This window comes from uncultured Traorella sp. (genome assembly GCF_944327115.1).
Classification (GTDB): domain Bacteria; phylum Bacillota_I; class Bacilli_A; order Erysipelotrichales; family Erysipelotrichaceae; genus Traorella.
In genome coordinates this window covers 1-15,886 of the sequence record NZ_CALVGS010000055.1, presented here as the reverse complement: position 1 = coordinate 15,886, position 15,886 = coordinate 1, and the positions used below count along the sequence as shown (strand labels likewise).

The following is a 15,886-nucleotide window of genomic DNA, read 5'->3' as shown; positions in this document are numbered from 1 at the left end:
TGACCTTATCATAGCACAATATAATGTTAATTGTAATCAAAGGAGGATCATAATATGAGATTTGAAAACAAGATTGCCATCGTAACCGGGGCAGGAGCAGGACTTGGAAAAGCATATGCGAAAGCATTGTGCAAAGAAGGTGCGAAAGTTGTCATTGCTGAGTTTAATGAGAAAAGCGGTGAAACTGTTGCACATGAATTGAAGGAGGAAGGATATGAAGCGGTATTTATAAAAACAAATGTTGCTGATGAAGATAATGTAAAAGCAACAATAGAAAAAACTATTGAGCTATATGGAAAAATTGATATTCTAATTAATAATGCTCAAGCAACAGATTCATCAGCATTACCTAAACTTCTTGACGAAACACCTACAGAATTAGTTAAGCTTTGCTGGGAAACAGGTTTTTTAGGAACGTTTTTCTTTACTAAATATACCTTACCTTATATGAAAAAAAATCATTATGGACGTATCGTAAATACTGCAAGTTATACAGGTGTTGAAGGTATGGCAACCTTTAGTGCATACGGTTCACAAAAAGAAGCAATTCGAGGTTTAACAAGAATTACTGCACAAGAGTATGGTGAATTCGGAATCACATGTAATGTTATATGTCCGGGAGCAATGACTGAAGCATCAAAAACATGGAAAGAATATGATCCTGAGGGATATAAAGCAGCTATGGAACCTCAACCGATTAAACGTTTAGGTGATCCGGATACAGATATTGCACCAGCAGTGATGTTTTTGGTAAGTGATGATTCAAGGTTTGTAACTGGTCAGACAATCGGTGTAGATGGAGGACATACAAGATTTTAAGACTGTTGATATAAACATTTAGCTCCATATCTTTCGTGGTATGGAGCTTTTTTATAGAAATATATTGGAAATATGTTGTCAAGAGTGTTTATTTTCATGCCTATCGATCCATAATTGGATCTGTTTTCTTACTGGTGGTGAAATATTATCAGGGATGTTTTCAATTGAAAAGAATTGCAAATCATCAACCTCACCCTTTTGACATGTAAGGGTTCCGGAATAATTGGTACATAGAAAGACGATATCAATATTAGATACCTCATCACCATTTGGATAAATATAATGCAGATCTTTTCCGCTGAATACACCAAACAGCTCCAAGTTATGAGCCATTAATCCGGTTTCTTCCAAAAGCTCTCTTTTAGCGGCACTTTCTACTTCTTCATCTAATTCAACAGAGCCGCCGGGATAACCCCAGCAATGATTATCACTTCTCAATTGAAGCAGGATCCGGTTATTTTTATCTTCTACGATGACGCTTGCTCCAACCTGAAGAAGAGGCCGGTGTCCGACGATTTTTCGTAGATCCATGATATAAGATGACATATTTATTCTCCTTTAAGCATACCTAATCATAACGTTGTTAAATTGAAATGTAAAGTATGAAACAACAAACAGTTGAGATACATACAACCAAGAGTTGTTGTGTTCAACTGCTAAGTTATTTACTTTTATCTATGCGGATCTTAAAATTAGGACAGAAAGAAGGAAATCGCTATGAATAAGTTCAGCATATTATCAACATTGAAGAAACAGCTTCAATTGATCAAAGAAGTAAAGATGAGTTATTTATATTTATGTTATGCATTAAGTGCAATTTTTGGAGGGATGATACCGATCATATCAGTATTCTATGCAAAGCTGATCATTGATGTCATTCAAGGTTCAAAGAATGAGCAGGAGTTGATCATAAGGGTCGTTGTATTGACGATGGCAAGCGTGATATGTTTTTCAATAAAAACAATGATAGGAGGTTTTGCCGGCAGTAAATATATCCGTCTGCGTCAAAATGAGTTCAATCGTTGTGCCAGGCTGTATCATGATGTTGATTATAAATATATCGAAGATTCTCGATTTCAAGATCATGTAAATGTAGGGTTTCGAGCTTTGGAGAGTGATGGCCGCGGCTTCCAGCACGTTTATTCCATGTTAGGTATATTAGCAGCGGATTTTGTCAGTATCGTACTTTTCTTTGTGTTGATCAGTCAATTCAGTATTTGGATAGGAATTATCTGTATCGTGGCTGCATGTATGATAACGTGGATCAATCGTTCGATTTCTAATTATGCACATACTAAAGAAGATGACGAAGCCAGGGCTTTCCGTCAGGCTAATTATTTCAATAATACATGTTCTGATTTTGCTTATGGTAAAGATATACGAGTATTTGAGCTTAAATTTCCGCTTCTAAAGATCTATCAAGATAAATCGAAGCAATATGTACAGGTCATTCGTGAAATAGAAGATAAGAAGTTAAAAATCGGATTCTTCGAGCTGGCTGTTCTTTTGATCCAGGATGCAATTTCTTATTATTTGATCGTCCAAGGCTTTTTTCAAGGACAACTGGGTTTAGCTTCTGTATCTTTATATCTGTCATCGGTTGTAGGATTTACGACGATCATGCGTACCTTTTCAGAAAATCTGTCGATCATGATGACAGATCTTAAGCTAAGCAGCACTTATTTCGAAATGGTGATGGATCAAAGCTATTATAGTGAAAATACAGGGAGAATGGCCTTTGATAAAGAAACACCGATTGAAATTGAATTTAAAAATGTCAGCTTCCGATATCCAAATACAAAAAGATATATCCTTAAAGATTTTAATTTTAAGATCCATGCGAAAGAGAAACTGGCGATTGTCGGTACAAATGGTGCAGGGAAAACAACGATCGTAAAACTTATCTGTGGTTTGTTTGAACCGGAAAGCGGTGAAATACTTATCAATGGAATCAAAGCATCTGAATTTTGTAAACAGGAATATTATAAAATGTTTAGTGCTGTGTTTCAGGATTTTGAAATATATGCCGGAAGCATTCTTGAGAATGTGATTGGCAATGATACGGATGAATCATCAAAAGAGAGAGGAAGGATGTGTCTAAAGCGTGTGGGGCTGGAAGAAACAATCGAAAGCCTGCCGCATGGCTATGATACATCCTTGGTGAAAAGCATCGATCCAAAAGGCGTCGATCTTTCAGGCGGACAGAAACAAAAGGTAGCAATCGCCCGTGCCTTATATAAAAACGGCAATGTCGTGATCCTTGATGAACCGACAAGTGCTTTGGATGCCCTTGCGGAAGCTGAGATTTATCAGTCCTTTGATGATCTGGTTTCAAATAAGACAGCCATCTATATTTCTCATCGGCTTTCATCAACGAAATTCTGTGATAAAATTGCATTTTTTGATGAAAACGGATTACAGGAGTATGGCACTCACGAAGAGCTGATGGCTCTAAAAAAAGGTTATTATCATATGTTTGAAGTACAAGGACAGTATTATCAGAAGGGAGAAGCGAAGAATGAAAGAAAAGAATGTCTTGCCTAGATTTGTGAAATTCGCATATCAGGCTCATAAAAAATATTTCTTTGTCAGGATGGGCTCTTCATTGGTGACATCGGTACAAACATTGTTTAGTGCTTATACGATCTCACTTCTGATTGGATGCATTGAAAATAAGCAATTGGAAAAAGCCTGTCAAATGGTCGTATTCATTACCGTTGTGGAGATTATATTACTTTTATTGAATAAAATTACAAAACGTCTGTTAGAGATTCATCGAGTGATCATGCAGGAAATCATCAACCAGAAGATTTCTGAAAAAATCATGTCCCTGCCTTTTTCTTATCTTGAGGATCCTTATTATATGGAATTAAAGAAAAATGTACAGATGGGTATCAATAATATGGGAACTGTTTATCTTTTATGTGACAGCTTTTTTAAGATCATATCTAATATTCTTTCTCTGGCAGGCCTTGGACTTATCATCTTTACGTTTGATCCTATTTTGGTTGTCATATTGGCAATCGGAATCTTATTGAACATAATCTTAGTGAAATTATCAATGAAATCACAGATTCGTTTTTTTCATGAGCTTTTACCGATCAATTTCAAATATGGTTATTATATGGATACGATCGTCGCAGAGAAAAATGGCAAAGATTTCAGATTATATACACAATTTGATCTTTTGTTTGATAAATTCAATGCATTTGCGAATATCGTTGCCGGTTATTTTACTTCGTTGAACCTTGAACAATCTTTTTATCAGACATTGATCTCCCTTGTACGCTATGTACAAATGGCCTTTGTATATGCGTTAGTAGGTGTACGGACGATTGTAACGGGAGCTAGTATTTCAAATTTTTCTTTGACGGTATCGGCGGCAATAAGCTTTTCAGACTGTATCAGTAATATGATTCAGGTCAGCAGTAATTTTATGCGCTCAATTGAATATGTCAAACCACTTCTTGAACTTATGGATATCCAAGAAGAAAGACATGAAGGAAAAAGAGAATTAAAGGAAATCAGAAGCATCAGTTTTGATCATGTCAGCTTTGCATATCCGAATACAGATACGTTGATCTTAGATGATATCACCTTTACGATCCATAAGAATGAGAAAATTTCAATTGTCGGTTTAAATGGTGCCGGTAAGACGACGATCGTAAAATTAATCTGCCGTTTGTATGAACCGACCAAGGGTAAGATACTGATCAATGATATTCCTGTTTCACAATATGATTACGAATCGTATATGTCGATGATCAGCACTGTTTTTCAGGATTATAAGATGTTTGCGATTACGATTAAAGACAATATATCTTTTCATATTAATGAAGAGAAAGCAAGAGAGCTGTCTTATGATATAGGGGTAGGAGAGATAATCGAGAAGTTGCCGAATAAATGGCAATCGATCTTATCAAAGGCCTATGATGAGAAAGGTGTCGAGCTTTCAGGTGGACAGACACAAAAGATTGCGATTGCCAGAGCTCTGGCAAAACCGGCAGATCTATTGATCTTAGATGAACCGACCAGTGCCTTGGATCCGATTGCGGAAGCTGAGATCTATGAAAATTTTAATGCACTTGCCAAGGATCGAATGGCCATCTATATTTCTCATCGCATGTCATCATCGATTTTCTGTGATCGTATCTTGGTCATTGATGGTGGCAGGATCAGTGATTTTGATACTCATACAAATTTGATGAAAAAGAAGGAAAGCCTTTATTATAAGCTTTTTACGACGCAGGCAAAAAATTATGCTTTATAGACATAAAAAATTGTGAAAAAAAGCTGTAAATCATGTTTCAGGAACATATTTACAGCTTTTTAATAACTTCTAAGAAGCCTCGTTAAATTGAATCTCAAGCGTATATGTATCATCTCTGATATTTGGTATCATCTCTAAGAAGCTTCTAATAGCTTTTTGAGCGCGTGTTGCAGCTTCACTTAAAAAACCGTTCTCAATTGCTTCTTCTTCAACCATTGTTTTTTGATTAGATGCGAAAGTCTTGTAATCATTGATGCTGATAGGATTAAAGATATTCTTTGTTTCATCATATACTTCAATACTGTCTTCATCGATCACATTGCTGATTATTTCTACATCAGGCAGCAAGACAGTGATCGTTTTATCTTCTACGATTATGTCGATCTTGCTCATATCGATGCCGGCCTGAAGCTTTCCTGAATATGTAAGCAAAAAGCTTTTTTTGGTTAAGGGAATATCCCATCCGTTTAATTCAAGTGAGTTTTCAAATTTGCCGACCTTGGTATAATTGTATTCTAAAACCGCAAGATCTGAAACTTCCTGAAGCTGTTGTGTCAATGAGGTAGAAGTAATTTCGGGTTCACTGTTTTTACCTGCATACATCATGCCGGCAAAGAAAATCAAACAAGCAAAAAGCACTAAAAAAAGTAAACTTAAGATTGTCTTTCTCGCATTGCGAATTTTTTCGGTTATTTTCATGAGATATCCCCCTTTCTTATCGACATGTGAATTATATCATGTTTCATAAATGACATTAATAAAATATTACAATTTCGTTAGGATAAAACATTTATATAAGTGTCAAATCATATAATTTACATAAAATACAGATGACATTCACTTAAAGGTGATGAAATATATATAAAAACATAAAATATTTAGGTTAATTTTACATAAAATTTACACAAACTTAAAAATAATTTCATAATTTACATAATCAAAAGATATTTTTTCACTAGATTTTACAAAATATATATATACTTAAAGGGTCATATGTTAAAATAAGAGAAAGAATGTCATTGATATTTATGACAGAAAAGGAGCAAAGAATGTCGATTAGCTTAACAGAATATCTCAATCAGCTTGCTGCCAACCCTGCGCTGATCATTATTTCCTTACTGACGTTAGGAGTCGTATTGGTGAATGGCTGGACAGATGCGCCAAATGCAATTGCAACATGTGTGTCAACGAGATCGATGACACCACGAAAGGCAATCATGATGGCAGCTGTTTTCAATTTCCTGGGTGTATTTGTCATGACCATGATCAATGCAACGGTCGTGCAGACCATTTACAACATGGTTGATTTTGGCGGTGATCCGCATAGTGCATTGACAGCATTGTGCGCAGCTTTATTTGCAATCGTATTGTGGGCGACAGCCGCATGGTATTTTGGAATCCCGACAAGTGAATCTCATGCATTGATAGCAGGTCTATCCGGAGCAGCGATTGCTCTTCAGGGAGGACTTGGAGGAATTAATGGAAGTGAGTGGATCAGCGTTATCTATGGCTTGATCCTCTCATCTGTCTTAGGATTTGCGATGGGATGGATCGTGGTGAAGTTTGTCGAGCTGATCTTTCGAAATATAGATCGAAGAAAGACACAAGGCTTTTTTCAGAAAGCACAGATTGCAGGTGGTGCGGCCATGGCATTTATGCATGGTGCACAGGATGGTCAGAAATTTATGGGTGTCTTCATGTTGGGACTGTTTTTAGCTCAAGGTCAGGCAAATGCCGAAAATTTTGTTATTCCGGTATGGCTGATGATCTTATGTTCCGCAGTTATGGGGTTAGGAACATCGATCGGCGGTTACAAAATTATCAAAGCAGTGGGAATGGATATGGTCAGGCTGGAGAAATATCAGGGTTTCTCAGCAGATATGGCCGCAGCAGGCTGTCTTTTGATAGCTTCTGTAACAGGTATTCCGGTGAGTACGACACATACTAAAAATACAGCTATCATGGGTGTAGCGGCCGCAAAAAGGCTAAGCGCCGTAGACTGGGGCATTGTGAAGGAAATGGTCTGGACGTGGATATTGACATTTCCGGGATGTGGTTTGATCGGATATATCATGGCACAGGTATTTATGTGGATATTTTAAAAAAGGAAGGTAAAGAAAATGTCAAATAAAAAAAATAACTGTTACTTCGAAGCATTTATGGAATTAGCCGATTATTCAAAACAGGCTGCTGATTTACTGAATGATTATGTCAATCATTTCGATTTATCCAAGATGGGTGAAAAAATCAAAGAAATGCATGAAATTGAAACAAAGGCTGACAGTACCAAGCATGAGATGATGGATCGCCTGACAAAAGAATTTATTACACCTATTGAAAGAGAAGATATCAATCATTTGTTTAATGTGATTGAAAATGTATCGGATACGATCGAAGATGTTTTGATCAAAATGCATATTTTCTGTATTTCCGAGATTCGCCCGGAAGCTAAAGAATTTGCCAATATCATCGTTAAGAGCTGTGAAGCGTTAAAGAAAATGATGGCAGAATTTCCGAATTATAAAAAATCAACCCAATTACAGAAATATATCATTGAGATCAATGATCTTGAAGAAGAAGGAGATAAATTATATACCGGAAGCGTTCATAATTTGTTTTCAACATCAAAAGATCCAATTGAATTATTAACATGGACAGAAACCATGGATCGCTTTGAAAAAAGCTGTGACTCCATTGAACATGTCGCAATTGTCGTAGAAAGTGTCGTCATGAACAATATTTAATTACATAAAATCATAGACAATAAAAAAAGGATATGATAGAATATGGGTGGATGAAACTCCACAATATAAAGAAACCCCAGTGTGGTGGCACTGGGGTTTCACTTTGGGAGGGAAGAGTCAGAGTCTTATCTGAATCGTAAACGAATCAGTCGAAGACATTCATTCAAAGCTATTATATTCTCATATAATAACTGGAGAATGATGATGGTTTCAAAACCCAACAATGACTCCTCCACAATATAAATACAGGCATCATAAATTTCCCCTCCCTTTCTATGCTGCCTACTATTATATATGCGCAAAAAGACAAAAATTCCCAAAAAAAGTAAAAAAAATAAAAAAAAGATTTATCAAAATAAATTTATACCCTTATGCTTTTATGTTCAGATTCTTTATTTATTATCAAAGACAAAAAGAACCTGAAGGCTGTTATCATAATTAGCAATTTTAACGATTAATTTGAATATTGTACAAATATTCTTTTTTTTTATAATTATTTACAGAGGAAAACATTATGAAATTATATACATTGTTATCAAAGTTAGAAGATAAATCCATTATATCCAGAAATGATTTAGAAAGAGAACTGCATATTTCTGAAAGTACTCTTCGTAATCTGAAATCCAAAGCAAATGCAATTGGGAAATATCATGGATTTACGATTCAGACAATACGTGAAAGGGGGTATCATCTGGATGTTTGGGATAAAGAAAAATATGAAAAGTTTCTTACAAAAGAAAACTATCTGCCGACGGAAGGTCTGGATGCCGATAAGCGGGTATCATTGATGCTTTATATCTTATTGCAGTCAAATGAATATATTACATATGAATATTTAAGTAATCTTCTTGATGTTTCCAAAGCAACAGTTATTCGAGATTTTAAGGAAGTTGAGAAAAAGATCAACGAGAGCAATCTTCAATTAGAGAAAAGGAGTGGTTATGGAATAAGGGTTATTGGAAATGAACAGGATATAAGAAAAGCTTTTTCAAAATATGTGATTTGTAATTCAGCTTATATACAACCTGTAAAAGGATATTTTGAGTTTATTAAAGAGATTGATGTTGATGAAGTTACTGAAAAGTTTAAAGAGCTTTTAAAGAAATATTCGCTAGAAGTCACAGATGCTTCATTAGCAAATATCGTAGAACATATCCTGATACTTCTTTATCGATCAAAACAGAAAAAATATATCAATCAGTTTGATTCATATCCGGTTGAACCATGCTTTACAGAGATTGCTCAACAGATTATCGACTGGTTACAAGAAAGATATCCGATTGTCATTGATCCAAAAGAGGTTGATTTGCTGGCAGCTCATATTTCCGGCAAGACGTTTTCAGATAAGATGATTTCTGATCAAAAAGAAGAAATCACAGATGGAATCAAAGATATCTTGAACGAAATTGATGAAGAATTTCTGACAAATACGAAAGATGATGAATTGTTGCTGAATGCCTTGATCATTCATGTTCTGCCACTGATCAATCGGATGTATCACAATATTCAGCTGACTAATCCGCTTATTGATAAGGTATATAGTGAATATGCAAATGTTTTTCTGTTAGCGATGAGATTTAGCGATCTGATCGAGAAAAAATATAACTTTAAGCTTTCAAAAGATGAAATTGGCTATATTGCCCTTCATTTTGCTACTCATTTTGAAAGGATGAAAAATAGCAAAAAAGAGCAATATAAAAAGATACTTGTTATCTGTGGAACCGGTGGAGGATCTGCACAGCTGTTGAAAATTAAGCTGAAATCGATCTTCCCTCATGCATCGGTATCGACGATTGCTGTGAATAATATGAAGGAAACGGATTATCACAGCTATGATCTTATCTTAACAACGATTCCGTTGGAAGAAGAATATAAGGATGTTCCTGTTATCTTCATCAAGGAGTGGCTGGATGAGAATGAAATCGCAAGAATCGAAGAAATCATCATGATGCGTGCGAAAGAGAATCAGATAACAACGACTATTCGTGATATCTGGGATTTGTTCCATGAAGACTTGTTTTATGTAGACGGAATCAGGGATTATAAGAAAATGCTGGTTCATATGGGTGATGATGCCATTAAAAAGGGATATGCCAATGATCATTTCACAGAGCTGGTGTTAGAAAGAGAAAATCGTTTTGCGACAATATATAAGAATGGTGTTGCAGGACCTCATCCGATGGTTTTTGAAGCAAAAAAAGATTCGATCAGCGTTGCGGTATTTGAGAAACCCTTCTTTTGGGAAAACAGAGAAGTACGTGTTATCTTTTTGATCAATCTAAGAAAAGGTAACTTGTATCTTCATAAAGAGATCAGTAATATCTTGCTTTTGCTGATTGAGAAAGAGCATCTATTAGATACGATTGCAAAGTGTAAGACATTCAAGCAGTTTATAGAAGAGTTAAAAGCTGCGGTGTTATAAATCAGGAGGTAATTTTATGAGTACAGAAGAGAAGATCATGACCATGATCAGCTATGCCGGAGCAGGCAGGATGAAGCTGATAGAGGCGATGCGCTTAGCCGGTGATCGAAAGTATGAAGAGGGACTTCAATTGGTAGATGAAAGCGACAAAGATATTGTGAAGTGTCATCAGGCACAGACAGAGATATTGTTTCAAAACAGTTCGGATCCCAGTGCGCCGGGCAGTAATATCTCAGTGCTGTTGATTCATGCCATGGATCAGGTCATGAATACGATGAGCATGAGAGATTTAGTATATGAAATGATTCATATGTTAGAAAGGAGGGAAAAACATGATTAATGTAATGCTGGTTTGTGAGTATGGTATCAGTACTTCAATGATGGAAGAGGCTGTTAGAAAAGAAGCTAAGAAACAAAATGTCGATCTTCAGATCGAAGCACATAGCATCACGGATATTGATAAGTATATCAAATCAGTGGATTATGTCTTACTGGGTCCACAGGTGGGATATCGTATCAATGAATTACAGAAAAAATATCCGGAGCAGGCAGGTATCATGCATATCTTAGATCCAAGTGACTTTGCATTGCTGAATAGCAAAAAAGTCCTTAAAGAGATCGTTTCTGCTGTGAACAAGTAAAAGAAGAAAGGAGAAAAAAATGGAAAAAATTATTGAATTAATTAATAAGACGTTAGTGCCAATTACGATCAAAATAAAAAATATTAAATGGCTGACAGCAATTGGTGACGGTGTCATGGCTACCTTCCCGATTTTAATGATCGGATCATTTGGTACCTTGATTGCATATTTCCCAAATGAGGAAGTATTGGCATGGTTACAAACAACACCGATCTATCATATTTCCTTGACATTGGGAACATTGTCAAACGGATTGATGGGTTTGATCGCAGCTGTTGCCATCGCTTATTCTATGTCGAAACAGATCGACAGCGATGAGTTTACCAACTGTATTCTTGCAGTTATGTCCTTCATTATCTTACAGGGATTCACAGCCGGAAGCATTGCTACTTCAGGTATGGGAGCTCAGGGCTTATTCGTTGCGATGATCATTGGTGTCTTGATTCCGATGTTATCAAAATGGCTCATTGACAAAGGCTTTTATTTAAAGATGCCTTCCGGTGTACCGCCTATGATCGAACGGACCTTTGCGGCATTGGTACCGACACTGGTTGTCCTGCTGCTATCCGGTATCGTTGAATGGGCCTTCTCTTTAACGGAATGGGGCAATGTGATCACTGCGTTCTATACGTTGATCCAACGTCCATTTACAAGTGTTGCGGCAACGCTGCCAAGCTTTATCCTATGTATCGTTTGCGGTGTGCTTGTTAACTTTGTAGGTGTTCACTCAACAGCTTTGACAAATCTGTGGCTTCCATTCTTAACGGCTGCCGCTGCAGAAAACCTGGCAGCAGTAACAGCAGGAGCTCAGCCAACCAATATGGTTACGGAAATTTATCGTGCTTATTATGCCGTTGGTGGTTTTGGATGTTTCTTTGGTTTACAGATCTGTATGCTGTTTGCCAAGAGCGAGCGTGTCAAGGCTGTCAGTCGAGTTTCATTCATTCCGGCTATATTCAATATCAATGAACCGGTACTTTATGGTTTCCCGATCATGATGAATCCGATCATGTTAATTCCATTCCTTTTGGCACCAATCTTAAACTGTGTGCTTGCCTATGTTACGACTTTGATAGGATTCCTTCCGATTTCAAATGGTGTCATATCTTCTTGGGCTTTGCCGACACCGATTCGTGTATATCTGGCAGGTTTAGGATGGCAAGGAGTAGTGCTGACATTTGTCATGATTGCCATGGACACTGCGATTTATTATCCATTCTTCAAAGTTGCCGATCGTCGCTATGTAGAAGAAGAAAATAGGAGCGAAGCAGAAGCTGCTTAGATGTGATGATTGTTAATAAGAAGGATAAGTGAAAGCTTATCCTTCATTTGTAAAGGAGTAAATATTCATGAACGAAAAATATCTTGATAAATATTTGAATTATTATACCGGTGAAAACAGAAAAGCCATGTATGTATTATTTGCGAAACTGGTGGATGCACTACGTAGTGATGAATTAGATGTATTTGATGAAATTCTGACAGAGGATTGTATTGCGGAATATAGTACGGTTGGAAAAGCGGTTGGTATTGAAGCCATTAAAAAAATGTTGAAATGGCCGGGACCTGAATGCAATGTCAAGAAATCAACGATCTGGAGCTTTGTCGCAAGAAGCAATAAAGAAGGATTTGGTCAGCAAAGTGCTTATATCCAAAGCATCATGGCCATTGATGATGGTGTCAATATCTTCCCGTTTACTTTCGGAGGAGTTTATTGTAATTCATATGTAAAAACAGAAAAGGGCTGGCGTATCAGTCATATTCGCTTTGATCTATGCTATGGTGATGATAATAACGGCTTTGTAATGGGTAAATGGAATCTGATCAGTCCGGATCTCTATTCAGGACATGTACCTGTCATCGTATCTGAACTGGATAATCCATGGACCGTGATTCCGGAAGACTGCGAACCACAGTCAGATGTCGAACAGATTTTTGAATTGCAGTTTAAGAAGACATTTGGATTTGACCGCGGTGATTTCAACTTGCCATTAAGTGTCGCAACAGAAGATATGTGGCAGTTTACTGAAGAACCGGGCAAACGCAATTATGTCAATTTCTTAAAATATAAACAGCACAAAGAACCGAATATGGAACATGCCAACCGTATGGGAAGCTGTGTCATTACAGGAGATACAGCCATCGCATGGATGCCAAGAGGTGAGGAACACCGTTTAAGAGATAAGGTATATACGAGAGAAAACATTCATTCCATGGTCACGACAGAAGCACATAAGATCTATGCGAAAAAAATAGATGGTGTATGGAAATTATATAAGATACAGGCCGGTTTTGAACCGGTAGAGAAAATGCGTTTTATTCCTATGGAAGATGATATCGTATCCTTTGATGAATATATTATAGGAGGTGACTGTGATGACAGCTGTTTCATTGGTTAAGAAATTCTTTGATTCCTATATCATGAATGAGTCAGATTTATGGGAGGATCTTTTGGATACGGAAATAACCATTGATTATTCGACATTGGGAAGTATAAGCGGAAAAGAAGCGGTAAAGAAAGCGTTGGCTTTAAATGAAGATTTTTCATATCGATATAATATTTTAAGTAATCTGATTGATTATAAAAAAGAAGATACATCGGTTGTCATATGTAATGTTTTCCATTTTCTTATCAAAGAATATTCTTCTTATAATGTAGCGTCTGCGACTAGCTCAGTAAACGGACAGGTATTTCCATTGGTTTATGGCGGTAAATATAAATTTATCGTGGAGAATGATAAGATCAAGGCAGTATCTTTTGATTTAGAAGCACAGATGGGGAATACTTATTGGGCAAAAAAGAATTGGCAGTGGCATTTGTATGATGAAACAAAACATGATCCGAGAAGGGTTCTTTTAGATGAAACAAGAACGTATGAAAAAACAGATGAGCAACAAAATATCATCCGCAGAATCTATGAATTTATGTTACTGGTAGATACCCGTCAAAGTGATTTATTCAAACAATATGTCACAGAGGATGGTATCTATTCCTATCGTGATGCAACCCGGCAGGGAATGGGGATCAGCGAAGATACGCGTACAAGAGTCAGTATCATGAATCTGGTGAATCATATCGACGATCGTGAATATCAGAGCCATCACAGCTGTCGCATCATTGATGTAAAGGTGGATGGTGATGAAGCTGAAGTAACCTTAGAAATGTTTGAACCGACTAAGTTAGGTTATAAACATCTATTCTCTAACAATGTCTATCAGCCATATTATAATGAACAATGGAAATTAAAATTGGTGAAAAAAGAAGACTGGATCGTATCAAGTGCAGATCGTAAAGCTGTTTCTAAATTCCAGAAAGTATCTTATAAGACACTTTGTATCTAATGAAAGGAATCAGTATGTTTAAAAAAGATTTTTTATGGGGTGGTGCTATTAGCGCCAGCCAGGCAGAAGGAGCATGGAATGTTGATGGCAGAGGTATGAGCGTCATTGATGTGACAACAGCAGCTGCGCTTCATACACCACGACTTATTACTTTTGTCGATCGTGATGGAAATCCTCATGCTGTCAACCGGGCAGATGAAGTGGATGTCATGGGAGGTCATTATGCTGTTTTAGAGGGATATGATTATCCAAATCAAAAAGGCATTGATTTCTATCATCGCTATAAAGAAGATATTGCGTTATTTCATGAGATGGGGTTTAAAACATTCCGTATGTCTATTTCATGGTCACGCTTATATCCGACAGGACTTGAAGATCAGCCAAATCCAAAAGGTGTTGAATTTTATCGCAATGTATTTAAGGAATTAAGAAAATACGATATAGAACCTTTAGTTACCTTGTGGCATTTTGATACCCCTGCTTATTTAGAAGAAAAATACCATGGATGGAAAGACCGCAGGACCATTGATTTATTTGTGAAGTATGCGAAAACCTGTTTTGAAGAATATAAGGGACTGGTCAGATACTGGCTGACATTTAACGAGATCAACAATACCTTAAATCACTTATTAAGAAGAGAAGATGCGACAGAGGAAGAATATCAAAAGGCATACCAGCACCTTCATTATCAGTTTGTCGCAAGTGCAAAGGCAGTAAAGATCGGTCATGATATTGATCCTTTAAATAAAATTGGCTGTATGATCTGCGGAATCACTTATTATCCGCATACCTGTGATCCTAAAGATATCCTTTTAAATCGTCATAAGTGGGAAGAAAGCATCTTTTATTGCGGAGATGTCCAGTGCTTTGGAAAATATCCTGTTTATGCACAGCGGTTATGGAAGAAACATCACATCACACTTGATATCACACAAGAGGATATTGAAGCTTTAGCACAAGGAAAAGTGGATATCTATACATTTTCTTATTATATGTCGAATAATGTTTCAAGTCATAAAACAAAAGACCAGGTTGGCGGAAACATGGCATTAGGTGAAAGAAATCCTTATTTGGAATATTCGGACTGGGGATGGGCCATGGACCCAACAGGTTTACAGTATTATTTAGAAGTGATGTATGATCGCTATCAGCGTCCGCTGATGATTACTGAAAATGGTTTAGGTGCCTATGATAAGGTAGAAGAAGATGGTTCGATCCATGATGAATATCGGATTGAATATCTGAGAAAACATATCATCGCAATGAAAAAGGCCGTGGAAGATGGTGTAGATCTTATTGGTTATACGACCTGGGGTCCAATTGATATTGTTTCACATTCAACAGGAGAAATGAAAAAAAGATACGGTTTTATTTATGTAGATGCTGATGATCAAGGTAACGGTACTTATGATCGCTATAAAAAAGATTCGTTTTACTGGTATAAAAAAGTGATTGAAAGTAATGGCGAAGACCTTGGTTGATGAATAGAATATATGAAACTCTATATCCTAGATAATGGCTGGATGGAATGTGATGAAAACTGGATCGTTTGTCTGAATAGTTATAAGACAAAGACCAATCGTGAAGCAACAAGCAGATGGATCAAGATACCGGTATATTGTGTTTTGATCGATACGGGAAATGAAAA

14 protein-coding genes are annotated in these 15,886 nt (G+C 36.7%); 12 read left to right on the top strand and 2 right to left on the bottom strand.

The annotated features are described in order from the left end of the window. Window positions 1–54 precede the first annotated feature (54 nt). A complete protein-coding gene (locus tag Q0K35_RS05665) occupies window positions 55–819 on the top strand; it encodes an SDR family NAD(P)-dependent oxidoreductase (protein ID WP_294561701.1) in 765 nt (254 codons plus the stop codon). 78 nt (window positions 820–897) lie between these two features. Here the strand turns inward: Q0K35_RS05665 and Q0K35_RS05660 are convergent, their stop codons facing one another. Then, complete coding sequence (locus tag Q0K35_RS05660; RefSeq protein WP_294561700.1) at window positions 898–1,365, bottom strand: NUDIX hydrolase; 468 nt, start codon at window positions 1,363–1,365, stop codon at window positions 898–900. Between the two features lie 171 nt (window positions 1,366–1,536). Between Q0K35_RS05660 and Q0K35_RS05655 the strand changes: the two genes are divergently transcribed. Together Q0K35_RS05655 and Q0K35_RS05650 are read left to right on the top strand one after the other, a co-directional pair. Beyond that, window positions 1,537–3,363, top strand: coding sequence for an ABC transporter ATP-binding protein (locus Q0K35_RS05655; RefSeq protein WP_294561699.1), 1,827 nt, complete (start codon window positions 1,537–1,539; stop codon window positions 3,361–3,363). Next, the gene (locus Q0K35_RS05650) at window positions 3,338–5,089 is read left to right on the top strand and encodes an ABC transporter ATP-binding protein (RefSeq protein WP_294561698.1); all 1,752 of its coding nucleotides are present in this window, start codon (window positions 3,338–3,340) and stop codon (window positions 5,087–5,089) included. The genes Q0K35_RS05655 and Q0K35_RS05650 overlap by 26 nt, the downstream gene beginning before the upstream one ends. A gap of 69 nt (window positions 5,090–5,158) precedes the next feature. On the opposite strand, the gene Q0K35_RS05645 is transcribed toward Q0K35_RS05650, so the two are convergent. Continuing rightward, entirely contained in the window at window positions 5,159–5,788 is a 630-nt protein-coding gene (locus Q0K35_RS05645; RefSeq protein ID WP_294561697.1) for a DUF4230 domain-containing protein, read from the bottom strand. 350 nt (window positions 5,789–6,138) lie between these two features. On the opposite strand from Q0K35_RS05645, the gene Q0K35_RS05640 reads away from it, so the two are divergent. The 9 genes from Q0K35_RS05640 (at window position 6,139) to Q0K35_RS05600 (ending at window position 15,719) form a co-directional block, all read left to right on the top strand. Continuing rightward, a complete protein-coding gene (locus Q0K35_RS05640; RefSeq protein WP_294561696.1) occupies window positions 6,139–7,191 on the top strand; it encodes an inorganic phosphate transporter in 1,053 nt (350 codons plus the stop codon). A gap of 18 nt (window positions 7,192–7,209) precedes the next feature. Next, entirely contained in the window at window positions 7,210–7,833 is a 624-nt protein-coding gene (locus tag Q0K35_RS05635) for a DUF47 family protein (RefSeq protein ID WP_294561695.1), read from the top strand. Window positions 7,834–8,347: 514 nt separating this feature from the next. Then, a complete protein-coding gene (locus Q0K35_RS05630) occupies window positions 8,348–10,255 on the top strand; it encodes a BglG family transcription antiterminator (RefSeq protein ID WP_294561694.1) in 1,908 nt (635 codons plus the stop codon). 16 nt (window positions 10,256–10,271) lie between these two features. Continuing rightward, window positions 10,272–10,595, top strand: a complete 324-nt coding sequence (locus Q0K35_RS05625) for a PTS lactose/cellobiose transporter subunit IIA (protein ID WP_071441001.1) — start codon at window positions 10,272–10,274, stop codon at window positions 10,593–10,595. Continuing rightward, a complete protein-coding gene (locus Q0K35_RS05620; RefSeq protein ID WP_071441000.1) occupies window positions 10,588–10,896 on the top strand; it encodes a hypothetical protein in 309 nt (102 codons plus the stop codon). The genes Q0K35_RS05625 and Q0K35_RS05620 overlap by 8 nt, the downstream gene beginning before the upstream one ends. A 19-nt stretch (window positions 10,897–10,915) precedes the next feature. Next, window positions 10,916–12,178, top strand: a complete 1,263-nt coding sequence (locus Q0K35_RS05615) for a PTS transporter subunit EIIC (protein WP_294561693.1) — start codon at window positions 10,916–10,918, stop codon at window positions 12,176–12,178. 67 nt (window positions 12,179–12,245) lie between these two features. Beyond that, a complete protein-coding gene (locus Q0K35_RS05610) occupies window positions 12,246–13,295 on the top strand; it encodes a nuclear transport factor 2 family protein (protein ID WP_071440998.1) in 1,050 nt (349 codons plus the stop codon). After that, window positions 13,273–14,238: a nuclear transport factor 2 family protein gene (locus tag Q0K35_RS05605; protein WP_294561692.1), complete on the top strand. Its 966-nt coding sequence runs from the start codon at window positions 13,273–13,275 to the stop codon at window positions 14,236–14,238. Before Q0K35_RS05610 ends, Q0K35_RS05605 begins: the two co-directional genes overlap by 23 nt. 14 nt (window positions 14,239–14,252) lie before the next feature. Further along, window positions 14,253–15,719, top strand: a complete 1,467-nt coding sequence (locus Q0K35_RS05600; protein ID WP_294561691.1) for a family 1 glycosylhydrolase — start codon at window positions 14,253–14,255, stop codon at window positions 15,717–15,719. Window positions 15,720–15,886: the final 167 nt, after the last annotated feature.

What these genes read in the sequence shown, in the direction of transcription:
- Q0K35_RS05665 (WP_294561701.1), top strand. Translation starts at nt 55, where the DNA reads ATGAGATTTGAAAACAAGATTGCCATCGTAACCGGGGCAGGAGCAGGA.
- Q0K35_RS05660 (WP_294561700.1), bottom strand. Translation starts at nt 1,365, where the DNA reads ATGTCATCTTATATCATGGATCTACGAAAAATCGTCGGACACCGGCCT.
- Q0K35_RS05655 (WP_294561699.1), top strand. Translation starts at nt 1,537, where the DNA reads ATGAATAAGTTCAGCATATTATCAACATTGAAGAAACAGCTTCAATTG.
- Q0K35_RS05650 (WP_294561698.1), top strand. Translation starts at nt 3,338, where the DNA reads ATGAAAGAAAAGAATGTCTTGCCTAGATTTGTGAAATTCGCATATCAG.
- Q0K35_RS05645 (WP_294561697.1), bottom strand. Translation starts at nt 5,788, where the DNA reads ATGAAAATAACCGAAAAAATTCGCAATGCGAGAAAGACAATCTTAAGT.
- Q0K35_RS05640 (WP_294561696.1), top strand. Translation starts at nt 6,139, where the DNA reads ATGTCGATTAGCTTAACAGAATATCTCAATCAGCTTGCTGCCAACCCT.
- Q0K35_RS05635 (WP_294561695.1), top strand. Translation starts at nt 7,210, where the DNA reads ATGTCAAATAAAAAAAATAACTGTTACTTCGAAGCATTTATGGAATTA.
- Q0K35_RS05630 (WP_294561694.1), top strand. Translation starts at nt 8,348, where the DNA reads ATGAAATTATATACATTGTTATCAAAGTTAGAAGATAAATCCATTATA.
- Q0K35_RS05625 (WP_071441001.1), top strand. Translation starts at nt 10,272, where the DNA reads ATGAGTACAGAAGAGAAGATCATGACCATGATCAGCTATGCCGGAGCA.
- Q0K35_RS05620 (WP_071441000.1), top strand. Translation starts at nt 10,588, where the DNA reads ATGATTAATGTAATGCTGGTTTGTGAGTATGGTATCAGTACTTCAATG.
- Q0K35_RS05615 (WP_294561693.1), top strand. Translation starts at nt 10,916, where the DNA reads ATGGAAAAAATTATTGAATTAATTAATAAGACGTTAGTGCCAATTACG.
- Q0K35_RS05610 (WP_071440998.1), top strand. Translation starts at nt 12,246, where the DNA reads ATGAACGAAAAATATCTTGATAAATATTTGAATTATTATACCGGTGAA.
- Q0K35_RS05605 (WP_294561692.1), top strand. Translation starts at nt 13,273, where the DNA reads ATGACAGCTGTTTCATTGGTTAAGAAATTCTTTGATTCCTATATCATG.
- Q0K35_RS05600 (WP_294561691.1), top strand. Translation starts at nt 14,253, where the DNA reads ATGTTTAAAAAAGATTTTTTATGGGGTGGTGCTATTAGCGCCAGCCAG.